This is a genomic window from Moorena sp. SIOASIH, assembly GCF_010671925.1.
GTDB lineage: Bacteria > Cyanobacteriota > Cyanobacteriia > Cyanobacteriales > Coleofasciculaceae > Moorena.
On sequence record NZ_JAAHIH010000006.1, the window covers coordinates 665,928 to 679,837 of the forward strand.

General features: G+C 43.3%; 14 protein-coding genes. 5 read left to right on the forward strand and 9 right to left on the reverse strand.

Annotated elements, in window-relative coordinates:
* Positions 1-45 precede the first annotated feature (45 nt).
* The 3 genes from F6J90_RS35015 to upp all read right to left on the reverse strand — a co-directional run bounded on the left by F6J90_RS35015 (position 46) and on the right by upp (position 1,988).
* Positions 46-294: a YggT family protein gene (locus tag F6J90_RS35015; RefSeq protein ID WP_293065509.1), complete on the reverse strand. Its 249-nt coding sequence runs from the start codon at positions 292-294 to the stop codon at positions 46-48.
* A gap of 126 nt (positions 295-420) precedes the next feature.
* Positions 421-756, reverse strand: coding sequence for a hypothetical protein (locus tag F6J90_RS35020; protein WP_293104689.1), 336 nt, complete (start codon positions 754-756; stop codon positions 421-423).
* 581 nt (positions 757-1,337) lie between these two features.
* A complete protein-coding gene (gene upp, locus F6J90_RS35025) occupies positions 1,338-1,988 on the reverse strand; it encodes a uracil phosphoribosyltransferase (RefSeq protein WP_293104691.1) in 651 nt (216 codons plus the stop codon).
* Between the two features lie 426 nt (positions 1,989-2,414).
* On the opposite strand from upp, the gene F6J90_RS35030 reads away from it, so the two are divergent.
* Positions 2,415-2,540: a hypothetical protein gene (locus F6J90_RS35030; protein ID WP_293090694.1), complete on the forward strand. Its 126-nt coding sequence runs from the start codon at positions 2,415-2,417 to the stop codon at positions 2,538-2,540.
* Between the two features lie 65 nt (positions 2,541-2,605).
* Here the strand turns inward: F6J90_RS35030 and F6J90_RS35035 are convergent, their stop codons facing one another.
* Positions 2,606-3,550, reverse strand: coding sequence for a transposase (locus tag F6J90_RS35035; RefSeq protein WP_293090693.1), 945 nt, complete (start codon positions 3,548-3,550; stop codon positions 2,606-2,608).
* 435 nt (positions 3,551-3,985) lie between these two features.
* Between F6J90_RS35035 and crtH the strand changes: the two genes are divergently transcribed.
* Positions 3,986-5,536: a carotenoid isomerase gene (gene crtH, locus F6J90_RS35040; RefSeq protein WP_293104694.1), complete on the forward strand. Its 1,551-nt coding sequence runs from the start codon at positions 3,986-3,988 to the stop codon at positions 5,534-5,536.
* Between the two features lie 210 nt (positions 5,537-5,746).
* On the opposite strand, the gene F6J90_RS35045 is transcribed toward crtH, so the two are convergent.
* The 3 genes from F6J90_RS35045 to F6J90_RS35055 form a co-directional block, all read right to left on the reverse strand.
* Positions 5,747-6,340: an HD domain-containing protein gene (locus tag F6J90_RS35045; RefSeq protein ID WP_293104697.1), complete on the reverse strand. Its 594-nt coding sequence runs from the start codon at positions 6,338-6,340 to the stop codon at positions 5,747-5,749.
* 141 nt (positions 6,341-6,481) lie between these two features.
* Positions 6,482-6,736, reverse strand: a complete 255-nt coding sequence (locus F6J90_RS35050) for a TIGR03985 family CRISPR-associated protein (protein ID WP_293105303.1) — start codon at positions 6,734-6,736, stop codon at positions 6,482-6,484.
* 690 nt (positions 6,737-7,426) lie between these two features.
* On the reverse strand, positions 7,427-7,729 hold the full coding sequence (locus F6J90_RS35055; protein ID WP_293104700.1) for a hypothetical protein: 303 nt from the start codon (positions 7,727-7,729) through the stop codon (positions 7,427-7,429).
* Between the two features lie 641 nt (positions 7,730-8,370).
* On the opposite strand from F6J90_RS35055, the gene F6J90_RS35060 reads away from it, so the two are divergent.
* Complete coding sequence (locus F6J90_RS35060; protein WP_293104703.1) at positions 8,371-8,667, forward strand: type III-B CRISPR-associated protein Cas10/Cmr2; 297 nt, start codon at positions 8,371-8,373, stop codon at positions 8,665-8,667.
* Positions 8,668-10,045: 1,378 nt separating this feature from the next.
* On the forward strand, positions 10,046-10,447 hold the full coding sequence (locus F6J90_RS35065; RefSeq protein ID WP_293104706.1) for an Hsp20/alpha crystallin family protein: 402 nt from the start codon (positions 10,046-10,048) through the stop codon (positions 10,445-10,447).
* Positions 10,448-10,524: 77 nt separating this feature from the next.
* Here the strand turns inward: F6J90_RS35065 and F6J90_RS35070 are convergent, their stop codons facing one another.
* Positions 10,525-10,821, reverse strand: a complete 297-nt coding sequence (locus F6J90_RS35070; protein ID WP_293104709.1) for a DUF2470 domain-containing protein — start codon at positions 10,819-10,821, stop codon at positions 10,525-10,527.
* An 866-nt stretch (positions 10,822-11,687) separates the two neighbouring features.
* Between F6J90_RS35070 and F6J90_RS35075 the strand changes: the two genes are divergently transcribed.
* Positions 11,688-12,839, forward strand: a complete 1,152-nt coding sequence (locus tag F6J90_RS35075) for a HetZ-related protein 2 (RefSeq protein ID WP_366513968.1) — start codon at positions 11,688-11,690, stop codon at positions 12,837-12,839.
* 586 nt (positions 12,840-13,425) lie between these two features.
* Here the strand turns inward: F6J90_RS35075 and F6J90_RS35080 are convergent.
* Positions 13,426-13,890, reverse strand: a complete 465-nt coding sequence (locus F6J90_RS35080; RefSeq protein WP_293021868.1) for a CAAD domain-containing protein — start codon at positions 13,888-13,890, stop codon at positions 13,426-13,428.
* Positions 13,891-13,910: the final 20 nt, after the last annotated feature.

The following is a 13,910-nucleotide window of genomic DNA, read 5'->3' on the forward strand; positions in this document are numbered from 1 at the left end:
ACGTCTGAAAGCGAAGCTTCAGCGTGGGATTAATCCCTGTTTAAGCTAAAACAGCCCAGCTACAATTTGTAGAAGGAAAATCGCCAGTATGGGGGAAAAATCTATACCTCCAAGGGGTGGAATGAAGGAACGGAAAATATTCAGGTAAGGGTCAGTAATTGGACTTAAGACAGAAGCGACCTGATTCGCCCAATCCATTGTTTGAAACCAAGTTAACAGAATTCGGACAATTAATAGAACTAGATAGATTTGGATAAAGCTCTGGAGAGTACTGGTCAACAGTTCTGTAGCCATAGATTTATAAGCTTTCTTAGTAAGTTTGTGTAAGTTTTATGCCTTGATGTTAAGTTTAACGGATTTGATCACCCTGTGCCTGAATAGCAAGTCAGTACAGCTTTAACATACCTAGTTCAGCTTTTTTCACGGCTCAAGCACCCGTTCATGTGTATTTGCCTCAGCTGTACCTTTCACTGTGCTGACTTGTTGACGTACATCGTCAATGGCTGAATTGAGCTGGGCAATTTTGTCTTCCAAACTCTGACGTGCCGCTTCAATGCTTGCTTCTGCCTTTAGTTCGCGCCTTCTCGCCCTAATTGCCTTAGGGTCTGAGCGCTCAGAATTTAACATAGACCGATCTTCCTCATCCTTTTGATTACTTTTACCAGCAGTAACCAAAGCGCCGATTAATCCACCTATCAATCCCCCGACTACTGCTCCAGTCAGGAATCCACTTGCAAAACCATCTTGCTGACTCATGTTGCTCTGTTGCCCTTGATTTGAAAAATGCAGCTTTTATCCAGATTAACCCATCAAGTTTGAGAGGATCTTGCTGATTAGAAAAAGGTGAGCTACCAGCCCTTAATTGATTGTATCGTATCGGAAGAGATTTAGACAAGGCTTTGAAAGCCCAGTCTAGGCAAGAGCGGGGATGAAAAACCAGGGGCTAGGGCGACTTTAGTCCTCGTCTAGAGTTTTTGAAACGTGTTTTTGAAACGTGTTTTTGAAACGTGGCTGGAAATAATAATCTTTTACTGTAATTATATAGCTACCCTAGGGGATAGGTCAACTTCACCGAAAAAAACTGACAACACTGACAAGGTTTGGGCTACGCCCAGGCTGCACTAACAAGGACAGACCCACCGAACCTTGGAAAATGTCAATTTTTTAAGCAAGTGGACTGGTTGATTTGAAAAGCCCGGTCTGGTGAGGGAGCGGGGAGTGTGAACCTTGGAACCCTGATCAGGAAGTATAGTTAGAGGTGTTCTCACAGAACACCTCTACTGTCAGTTGCGTTTGCTTGGTAAGTCCGTCAGGGTAATAGGGGTTAATTGCTCAGGTCAAGTTCCAAAAGCGCGATCGCCTGCATCACCCAAGCCTGGTACTATATATCCCTTACCATTGACTTCCTCATCAATCATGCCAGTGTAGATGGTCAAACTAGGATAATCTGCCCCCAACTTTTGTAAGGCTGGTGGTGCTGCTACCACGCTAATAATCCTTGTTAAGTCTGGTGTTGCTCCTCGTTTTTTAAGTTCTGACATTGCCAACATCATTGTCCCACCAGTAGCCAGCATCGGGTCGAGAACTAGGACTCGTGTATTTGGGTCAAACTGATTGGGTAAGGTATTCAGGTAACAATTGGCTTGTAAGCTTTCCTCATTTCTGACCAGACCAAGGTGATAAACCGATGCCAATGGCAGCAAAGTTTGGGCTCCATCTAATAGGGCTAGTCCAGCCCGCAAAATTGGCACAACTACTATGGGCACTTCTGGATTCACCATAGTTACCTTGCACGGAGCTAGGGGAGTTTGCACTGTTAGTTCTTCATTCGGCAACCAATCCCGCATTGCTTCATAGGTCAACCAGCGTCCCAACTCGGTCATAGCGCTTTTGAACAATGGAGGTGGTGTCGAGGCATCACGGGCAACCCCTAGCCAGTGCTTAACTAGGGGATGGGGTGGAACATAGACACGTAGTTGGAGAGTCATAACAGGTAGTAACTATAAGAATTAGTGAGAAACAAATAAAGTAGTGTCAGAGGAATTGGGTTGCAGGTTTTTTCGGAATAACCACAAGTCTTAATCTAGTTGATGATAGTCTCAAGTTTTACATTGATGAACACAGCATTAACCATAGTTTGCTTGATTTAAGCAAACCCTAAACAAGTTGTCAAAATAGAGACAGCACTCAAAGGGTTTGGGCATGCTTGTAACTATGCCAATAATACTGTCAAGTGGTCAATTACAAGTAAAAACACCATAGAGACTCAGATATACACCTGAGGGGGTGTGGGGTGGGGCGTGGGCGCGGGGTATGGGGTGTCTTTTAGGTGTATGATTTTAATATTTATGCAGAAGATAGAGAAAATGAGGGAGAAAAACAACCCATAGGTAAAGGCATTTGTTGAATGACAGATGCCAGAATACGTAAAAAACCTCGTCGAAAACAACTTAAAGACAGAGGTTGTTGAGAGTGGGTCGAAAATTGCAACGGATCGGCGTCGAGGCCATCGTCGTCAGTTTCAACCGATAAACTACTAGCAGATAAACTAGTGTCAGTTAATCCTCCGACGCCAACCAACCAAATAGTCGCCACAGCAATAGCGTTACCATTGTCTTTCGGCACGTTTGGGGTCAGTCATTTTGGTGTGATGCCAACCAAAACCACCACGCTTAATGTCTTTGAACAAGCATTCAATCCAGCTACGCATACTATACCAGTAGATTTGAGCCTGTTGTGGACTCAAATCCGTTAACATTAACCAAGGGTCAGCATAACCGTGATCCCAGCGAGCTAAGAGAGTGCAATCGACACAGTTGCTTCGGAAACATCTGACTCGACCACTCCAATGCTGACCAACCTCAGTGATTAGCCCAGACAGAGGTAATTTCGATGGGGGTTGGTCACCCAAAACCTGGGATGGTTGGTAATATCCTTGAGCATTAATCCGCATCAAAGGATGCCAGCCATTAGCCACAATCCCTTGATAAAACCATTTAGCATACAACCCTCGGTCTGTGGTGACTATCACAAACCAATCATCCGGGATCCCCTGTTTGACCTGATTTAACAGCTGATGCCAGTAAGGTTGCCAACTCCCTTTTTCGGTTGCACCCACAATTTTCCAAGCTACAGGTATTCCACAGCCACGGTAGACCACACTAATTACCAAGACTGTAAAACGCTTACCCAATGTGGATGCATCTGCAGCCAGCACCAGGCTTTTTTGATCGGATGACCACCAACTTAATATCCACAACAATAAGAAGGCAAAGCTTTCACTGACTTCTATTTCTTGTCGCTTTCTGCCATATTTGTGACTTTTTTCCTTGTACCATTGCCTTAACTGCTCTCTGACATTGTTTTCTGATCGATGTTGGATTTCTGCTAAAAATACGGCTACTGTTGATAATCCACAACTTTGAGTGATGGCAATACCAAAAAAGCGACCCATTGCTAATCCCACTGCCTGAGATTTGCTCAGATGAGGCATCTTCCTCATCACTACTCTGAACCATTCTTGATACCCTTTCGGAATCTGTGTGATCATCGATGACAGTCCAATGGTGTACTAAGGTTTTTAGTTCTTTTTTCCTCTTTTGTTAAAATCATACACCTGAAAGGTATGGGGTGTGGGGTGTAATGATTGCCTTAGTTCCCAAAAAGTTTTCCCTACAGGTTCGCCTACACCCAGTAAGGGTAAGAAGGCGGCTTGTTAGCCTCCCCGGTGGGATGGTTAGCTAATACTCCCGACACTCCCGACACTCCCCTTTTCGGAAAAATGGCTCCCTATATGTTGACATTCTTTTTCAACAAGCATATAGTAGTAATAAGTGTTCTCCTCTCATTAAGGATAGGCGGGTGGGACCGGTACGCAGCAGCAGGCTGGTGCCCACTTTTTTTTTTGCATTGGTAATGAACTCCTATCTCAACAAGAAACGCTAAACTCAGATCCATCAGTTAATCTATATAAATTACTAATTCCATGACTGCTGGATCCCAACCTTGCCCATCAAGCAATCAATCCCATACCATTTCCAATCAATCGGTATTTGATACTATTGTGATTGGCTCTGGTATTGGGGGGCTAGTCACCGCAACTCAGTTGGCAGCTAAGGGAGCGAGTGTGCTGGTGCTAGAAAGCTATATCATTCCTGGTGGTAGTTCGGGTTACTTCGAGCGAGAGGGGTACCGCTTTGATGTTGGAGCATCAATGATTTTTGGGTTTGGCACCAAGGGGACAACCAATCTACTTACCCGAGCTCTTGAGGCTGTCAATGTCAGTCTGGAAACAATTCCAGATCCAGTACAGATTCACTATCATCTCCCTGGTGGTCTAGAGCTAAAAGTCCACCGAGACTATGAGAATTTTTTGCAAGAACTTACGGCTCACTTCCCTGACCAACGCCAAGGAATTCGCAAATTTTACGATGAATGCTGGAAGGTCTTTAATTGCCTAAATGCCATGGAGTTACTGTCCTTGGAAGAACTCGGCTATTTGACCAGAGTATTTTTCCAGCATCCCTTGGCTTGTTTGGGTTTAGTGAAGTACCTTCCCCAAAATGTGGGAGACATTGCTCGCAAGTATATTAGCGACCTCGAGTTGCTAAAATTTATAGACATGGAATGTTATTGCTGGTCTGTGGTACCTGCTGACAAAACACCGATGATTAATGCTGGGATGGTGTTTTCTGACCGACATTACGGTGGGATTAATTATCCGGTAGGAGGTGTAGGAAAAATCGCCCAAAAACTAGTGGAGGGATTGGAGAAAGCTGGAGGTCAGATTCTTTATAAAGCTCGAGTGGGGAAAATTCTGCTGGAAAAGGGCAAGGCAGTGGGTGTCCAGCTAGTGAATGGTAAAGAGTATCGAGCAAAACGAATTGTTTCCAATGCTACCCGTTGGGATACATTTGAGAAATTGCTGCCAGCTGACCAGATGCCAGTAGCTGAGCGGAAATGGCAACAGCGTTATCAGAAATCACCGGGTTTTTTGAGTTTACATTTAGGGGTAAAGGCAGATGTTTTACCACCTGGTACAGAGTGTCACCATATTGTCCTAGAAGACTGGGAAAAAATGGAGGATGCGGAGGGGACTATTTTTGTTTCGATTCCTACTTTGCTTGATCCCAATTTAGCGCCAGAAGGCTATCATGTTTTCCACACGTTTACCCCGAGCTGGATGGAAGATTGGCAAGGATTATCCCCTAGTGAGTACGAAAATAAGAAGGAAGAGGCAGCTGGAGGCTTAATTGAGCGACTGGAGACGATTTTTCCTGGCTTAGATGCTGGATTGGATTACATGGAGGTGGGCACACCACGCAGTCATCGACGATTTTTGAACCGTATGGATGGAACCTATGGGCCAATTCCCAGCCGCAAGTTAATGGGATTGTTGGGAATGCCGTTTAATCGCACTGCGATTCCAGGGCTTTATTGTGTTGGGGATAGCACCTTTCCGGGGCAGGGTTTAAATGCAGTAGCGTTTTCGGGATTTGCTTGTGCTCACCGTATTGCTGTGGATTTGGGATTCTAGGTAGAATGCTTTTTAGGGAACAGCGGATCACCGGAATAGGCAATAGGCAAGCTAGCAATAGGCAATAGGGAACAGGCAATAGGCAAGCTAGCAATAGGCAATAGGGAAAAAATCCTGTTTACGTCATTAATATGATAATCGCTATAAAGTAAGTATTCAAACGCAAATTAGATCAGACTCGCCACACTTCCCACACCTCCCTCTGTTTCCCTATTCCCTATTGGCAATAACTTCTAGTTGAGAAATTAATCTGGCCAATTCCTGGGTCAAAAAATCCGAAGGTTTTTCCTGATAAACTTTGAGTAAGCTCTGATAAAACCAAAGGGTTCCCTCTTTACCACCTGTAAACTTTTGCCAAACTTGTTCCCCTTCTCTGTGGCAATCAGCAAGAAGTGAACGAATATTGTGGAGTTTATCAGCTAAAGAAACGCGCCGAACTTCTGGAGAAGCCAAACGTATTTTTTCAAGATAGTTGAGTTTCCGTTCTTTCCAGGGAGGTTTAGGAAGGGTTTCATATTCAGTACACCCATCGACAATACTGACGACTTTTTCACCAAAACGTTGGCGAATTTCTTCACGAGTTTTGGCACCTCCTTGGTCTTCAATAGCATCATGGAGTAATGCCGCGATCGCTTCATTTTCATCCCCACCATCTTCTAAGACTAAAGCTGCTACACTCAGCAGGTGACTGATATAGGGAACACCGCTGCCTTTCCTGACTTGGTTAGCATGTAATCGCGTGGTATAAACTAAAGCTGCTTCAAAACGAGTTGATAGTTGTGGAGTTTGGGTAAAGGTAGCCATTTTTTTTCAAGGGAATAGGGAATAGGGAATAGGGAATAGCGGATCTGGGAATAGGGAATAGGGAACAGCGGATCTGGGAATATAAACATGTCTTAACCTTTAGTTTTACTGCTATATTAATTATTACCTATTCCCTATTATTTAATCATGGGTCTTGTCTCCTTTATATGAGAGGCTTGTCAATGAATCTAAAGGGTGTTGATAGAGTTGCCAGGTTTGTTCAATATCCTGTTTCATGCTCTGTCGCAACTCCCTAGGAAATAGCACTTCTACTTTGGAGCCCCAAGCTCGTAGTCGCATGATAACATTATTGTCATTTTGGCGATAGCGAAGGGTATAGTAAGCTGCATCTGGATACTGGTCAATGTGTGCTAGTAGTTTTCGACGTAATGACAGGGTAAACGCATCTTATTTTGCTGGGGGGGTGACATGCAAGCTATAATCCTTACTGGGTAATAATTTTAGCCTAGCAGTTACAAAAAGATACATGCTGTTTTGGGCGCTCCATTAGATGTAGTTATAAGGGTTTGAACTTCCATAAAATCAAAAGAGGGTCAATTGGCGACTGTATCTTACCGGTAGTGATAAATAAGTAGTGATACAACATTGCATTGACCTTAAATAAGGCATTTTTTTATGGAAAAATATAGCAATTTTACTATCAATTAATCATTATTTATTATCTAAGCTAAGTACCTGGACAAAAATAAACCTCACTTCTTGATGCAGTCGCTCATGAGCGACTGCCGTGGTCTCCCCCATGAGCGACTGCCGTGGTTTCCCCTATGAGCGACTGCCGTTCCACGGGGCGTACAAGGTGCGTCGCGGTGTTCCGCACACAGACCCATCCGCCATGAGCGACTGCATCAAGACATGGAAGCACTCATAATAAAAAGCCAAAATATCTCTGTTTCTCTTGGTGCGCATTCACGCTTGTCGGGGAACCCGACCGGGGTCGCACCGCAAAAACTGTAAGAGACAGTTTGTTAAAAATCCGACAAACAAGCCGATAACCTTGTCGATAAAAAAGATAATAGATGACCTATTACTTGAGAAAATATATGCACGCAGGTATTGCTCGAACAGTTAGAGTTTCAAAAACATGGCAACAGAGAAGTATGTTAATAAAAAGTATGCCGAAACTCCCCGAATCATCAAGGTTTCAGAAAAACCATGCATGTAAAATGTCCATAGAATGTGATGAAATGTGGTTTTTTGTAAAAGCGATGCAGCTTCGGAACAGGGGAGGCAGCGCGGTCTTGGGGAGGCAGCGCGGTCTTGGGGAGCCAGTGCGGTCTTGGGGGTTCCCCCCATGAGCAACTGGCGTGGTTTCCCCCATGAGCGACTGCCGTGGTCTCCCCCATGAGCGACTGGCGTGGTTTCCCCCATGAGCGACTGCATCAAGACAAAAAAAGATAATCAGCATTTGAAGTTACCGTAAGAGAGGGTCGCCTTTATAGGGACAGGTTATGGGTAAGAGTTTTAAGTTATCTGAAATAAGGCGACCCTCTCTAAGGTTTCGTCTCCAATGGATTTGGTTGGCCATTGATCAAAAAACTAGAGAAATAGTTGGAGTTTATATTGGGTATCGCACTCGCGAATCGGCAAATAAATTGGCGCAACCCAAGAGGCGCGACGCCGTAATTTAATTCTTCACGCGGAAAGCGCGCCTTAGGCAGTTTACCAGCGAGCTTGGAAAGCGCGCCATGGAAGTCTTTCCCTCCAGTGGTTCGACAATGTGCTGTGTATTATACAGATTTTTGGGAAGCTTATCAAACAGTAATACCTAAAAAGCGATGCATGGCTTTCTCATAACATCAAAAACTCTTCGGAGCTCTTTCCTACTGTTCCCTTTTTAGATCAATCCTATGTTTACATCTCAAATAAAAATGCTATAGCAGCAACAAAATTTTCCGGACAGAGATATTGTAATCCAGATTTAAATAAGAGTGTCCCATCAAATTGGATTTCGTGCTGACTACTCCATTTTCAACTTTGAATTATAATTTTGAGTTGTACAATACTGGTTAATGAGTAGAAACTGTTATACAGTAATTACGTTTTCTCCCGTACAAAGCTTTATTGATAAATCGCGCAAATTACGGGATTTGTATGGGAGTTCCTATATTCTGTCTTTTTTGTCTTGGATTATCTGTCAGGCAGCTGAAAAACAAAGTTATAAGGTTGTTTATCCTGCACTCCCTAATGTTGTTCAAGGAATGCCCAATCAAATTGTCATCGCCGGAAATTTGTCTGAGGCAGATATCAACAAAATCGAAGATTATTTCAACCAAGCTTGGAAATGTCTGCTTGATAGCTGTCGATAATGGATTTAATATAATCAGGATAAAAGTCTATTTTTTTGTATAAATTGTAAAATACATAAATATAATTAAATCATTTTTTTTTATTATAATAAATCGAATCATAAAGCAGTTTTTTTGTTCAAAGTCAACGAATTTTCCGCTGACTTTGAACGTAAGCATTCAGCCTATGCGCTACGCGCACGCGTGCGCGTTCAGCGGTCAGCCGTCAGCCCTGAGCCATTACCGTAGCGTGAGCCTTGGCCCAAAGCTAATAGCTAATAGCTGATAGCTAATAGCTGATAGCTGATAGCTGATAGCTGATAGCTGATAGCTGATAGCTGAATCCTTACCTTTGAACAAAAATCACAGAAGCATTTGCTTACGCAACGAGAATTTCCAGATCTCTCATATCATGTCGGGATAATTACCCTTAATAAAAATCTCCCCATCTCCCCATCTGGCCATCTCCCCACCCTCCCTCTAATTATGGGTATTCAACCTGACTTGATATCAAATCTACCAAGGATAACACGGCAAATAATTGAGCAATGTTTCGGGCTTGTTGACAATCAACCGGTCGATTATAGATTTTTGATACTATTGTTGATTTTTTTTATGTAGTTTTTGATACAAATTACGAGGCGTTTACCCTGGAATCTCAACCCTAGTTGCTCCTCAAGTAGCGTGACCTACGGTCAATCGCGTAGCGTGGCCGTAGGCCAATCGCGCAGCGGCTCTTTTGGAGCATCGCATTTCTCTAGTTTTCTCTGCCAGAGACAAGTGACAGGATCCCCAATTTTAGGCATTTGGGGAAATCTGTGAGTATTTCATTTAGCGGTTCTCATATTAATGCGGTACACAGGATTTTTTACCTATTACCTATGGCGTATTCCCTATGGCGTATTCCCGATTTCCTGATCCGAAGTTCCCTGATCCCAAGTTGCTTATTCCCTGTCTTGATGCATACATAGCTAATTAGGGTATGATAGAGTATTTGATCAAGGCTCTGAGTATTAAAAATATTAAATTAGTATTAAAAATATTAAACAACTTTGCCAAAGCGTCCAGCAGTTTTCATAAGATTAAGTTATAATAGACATATTAGAAATAAATACTCATAATATAGATCTCAAATAGATCTCAAAAAATAGATCTCATAAAAGTAGATCTCAAAAGAGTAACATCTGCTCACCGCAGCCCAAACAGTAAAATCAGATACTAAAGTCAGCACCCCGCTTGTGCATAGACGGGGCTTCCAAACATCCCAAGATTTTCTGTGAATCAATTCCTGCCAGTCTGGAATTTTCTTCTATCTAGAGTGTGGCTAGTTGGGCAACAATAAACTGGGCGGAAATTAGAAGTGAAGGTTAAAAAAACTGGATAGTTGGAGATAACCATAATGGCTATTACTCGTTCGGAACATCTGCCAGATCTAGAAAGTGTGCATCGGGAACTGAACCGCCGACTCACCCATTTCATGAATAGCAGCGAGGGAGGATTTCCAGGGATGACGTTTATGCCCTATGCAGAGATCGAGGAAACTCCTAAAGCGGTTTACCTGAGACTAGAAATTCCAGGCATGGAAGCCAAAGACCTTGATGTTAAACTCACCGAAGACTCTATTTCCATCAGTGGCGAGCGCAAATCAGCAGCTAGGACTAAAGCAATAGGTATGGTACGCTCGGAACTACGCTATGGGAAATTCAAACGGGTTATTCCAATACCAGCCAAGATTAACAGAAATCAGGTTGAAGCTGAATATCACAACGGTATGCTGAAACTCACCCTGCCTAAAGGGTAAGCCTAAATCTTCAACCTTTTCTACCGTTAAAGTCAGTGACCTGAGGGGGTGACAACAAGGCGCTTCATTGCTGCTTGTCACCCCTTCAGCTTGGTTACTGACTGCCTTGCCTGTTTGATCATGTCAATTAAGGTGTAGTGAGCATCTTCAGAATCTTTAAGTACATGATCAAACGTGATGCGCACAGTGGAAGACTCCCCCTTGACTTTTGTGATGATAGTCATGCCTTGAGCATCAATTGAAGCCATTTCTGCTTCTTCTGTATCCGGGGAATTACCGAAAGTCTGAGCATACAGTGCCACAGCATCAGCATGATCATCGTTCATGTGCTTACAAATGCGATCGCTTACCTCAGGAGAAAATGGGTCAGACATGCTTAATCAAGAAATATAGTTATCAAAACATCTTTATCAAGATATCAGGTTTCCCCTCTCAAAACAGTCAAGACTTACCCAGCTGAAACGAAAAATTCAAGTTTTAGCCAATAGGTAACCGCCAACGGCGAACGGGGATATCAGAATTACAGAGGTTTGATAGGTCTGGGTGGATATACTGTCTATGGGGAAATCAGGAGTTCCCTATTAGCAGTTGACTAGCTTGGAGGATAGAATTCATAGGCACAGCGGTAATTCCAACCTGTGTAAAATTCCCAGGGTGCCTGTTTCAGCATCAAGTTAGCTGATCCGATGGGCGTTTTCTGATATATTCAATATTAGGTATGAGCATTTCCTCTGATTCAAGAAGGTATGTTAAATAGTAATCCCTAAGGTCAAGAGCTACCGGGATATCGGGTGTACTCAGCTAAATCGTCAGGGTTAGATTATCAGGGTAGACGACTCAGTTAAACACCTTTAAACTAAAAGCTTGATAAATACTTATGAAGATACTGTGACGGTATATCAATTGGCTGCTATCAGCATAATTCATATCATTCTCAGTGATATCTAAATAGTGGTGCTTACCCTAGTTTACGAAGGTAAAACTTGCTGGATGTCCCAGAAGTCTATTTAGGGCTTGTGATCTAGAACACATCTAAAAGACGATCTAGATCTACAGATAGGCGTGCTATCTATCATCCTACTGGTGTGACTTTTGTAAGCGTATTTATGGGAGTTTGATCACTTCCAATACCTAGGAATTAGTGGTCAAATAGAAAGCAGTCACTACCCACTTCGAGTGAGTAGAAACAGGGAGGGTTGTCATGCAAACTTTAAAACAGGGATCCAAGGAGTGCAATGTCATGGCAAAGTTGGCGGATAAACTCGAAAGAGAATGGCAGTCACGCTTGTTGAGTGACTTTCCCAACCAAAATCCAGCCACCAGCTCCAGTATTGTACAGTGGTTAATTGGAGAAGATAAAGAGGGGTTTGAAACTCTCACTCAGAGCAAACTGGTAATCGCTGTCCAAGCCATGGAGTATCGTTACAGAATTTTGCAACAGCGTTATTTGGGGGTGCCACCAGAACGTTCCTATCGCAATTTGACCACCCGCTTAGCTAGTCTAGTTACCTTACGCAATAAAATCCGCACTTGGGTGTCCCTAAGTCGCGATCGCCAAAGGGCTGTGGTGGATGTTCTCCAAGAAGTGATTCAGGAATTATTAAATAGCGATCGCTATATCCAAAAGCAAATTGCCTGGATTAGACAATGTACCAAGGAAGAACCGCTGCGCAATGCTTTATTATTAACTACTCTTGAAGAGTATTGTCTGCGCCCGATTCGCAACCAGCCCTTAGTTGTCTATCGGTTTGTCAACTTTCTGCGTCGGTCTCAACGTGGCGGTATGACCCATGTGCCGGAAGGAGACATGGTACGTTTAGTGTCAGAGTCAATCAACCCGGAAGGGGAAACCGATGCCCCAGTGAGTCTATTGGATAACCAAGCCATTACTAATTATCAACATAAGCAGGCTTGGGAAGACAAACAAAGCCTAAGGATGTCCGTATCTAAGGAATTTGAGGCTTACTTAGAGAAAAACTTAGGGTCTGAGGCTGCCCAATGGCTGCGACTTTACTTGCAAGGTCAATCTCAAGAGGCGATCGCTCGTCGCCTAGATTGGCCGATCAAGAAGGTCTATCGTCTACGGGAAAAAATTAGCTACCATGCCATTCGTGTCTTTTCCATCAATGGGGTAAAAGGCAAGCCAGACTTAGTAGCCAGTTGGCTGGAAACATCCTACACTGAGCACAGCTTTGGACTAACCCCAAGGCAATGGCAAGAATATCAGCAAAAACTGACCCCTGAACAACAGCAGTTGCTGGATCAGATGAAAGCTGGTCATACCTTCGAAGCGATCGCTAACGATCTTAACTGGAGAACTAACCAGGTGATGGGTGAATGGAACAAACTCTATCTAGCAGCTCAAGCCCTGCGCAGTGCTTCGGCAAGTTGAGGTTTGAATTTTATTATCCAATAAATCGCGCTAATTTTTTCTAAATAAGTGATAGGTATTAATTAGTATAGCTACAAGGAGCTACAGCAAAAAAACACTAATTTACTGTCATCAAAAAAAATGGGTCTGAAACCCCGTCCTTCTAGGACGGCTTTATGCTATAATATCAGAAGACGCAATGACCCGAAAAGGAAGGGTGAAACTCCCAGCAGTGGGACGACTTGGTTAAATGGTAGTTACTCGAAATGGGGACTCGGTCTAAGACTCCAATTCCAGCCCAATGCCACGCAAGAGTCTTTTTGGAAAGCGAATCAAAGTACTTCAAAAAAAAAGTAGACTCAATGACATTTGTGTCGGAGAGAGTAGAGGCAATTGGCACCGCCAAGTGGACTATCAACCCCATGTTGGTAGTTGTTACGAGCAATGCCCCAAAAGGGTACCTCCTCTAAATAATCCTCGCGCCTTTAGGCCGGGGAGTGTCAAAATAATTTACTGTAATAGGGCATGGAAAGCAATTGAAACAATTGTCTATGCCCTATTTTTTATACTCCTCACCTGACAAGGGCTAATGCCACCAGACTATATATCACTTTTTAGCTATAAACTGACCTTTAAGGGATTGAATCTCCCCTGATAATTCTTGGCGTGTTTCGACTTTGAGTAGATAACGAGCTACAAACCAGATGGTATAGCCAATACCCACTAATTCAAACAACGGTGCCATCAGGGGAATATCGTTAATTGCATCCAGGACTGCCAACGTGACCTTAACAGTAATGAACCCAGCCAGCAAAAGACCAACGGTAAGCAAGGGTTTTTGGTAATTGCTAACAAATCCGCCGATATATTCCGGCAATTGTGACAAAATTTCTGTAAGAGTTTGCAACCATTCTTGCCACGGTTGGGTCAGTCCTGGCTCAGGAGCAGTGAGTTTGGCTATAGCACCAGGTTTGTCAACTTTGAGGTCTACTTTCAGCTGTTTTTCATCCTCCAGGGTAGTTTCATTGGTGCTGCTCTGAGTATATGCAGATGCTTGGGGATTTGACGCCATATTTCCTCCAAAATTCTATT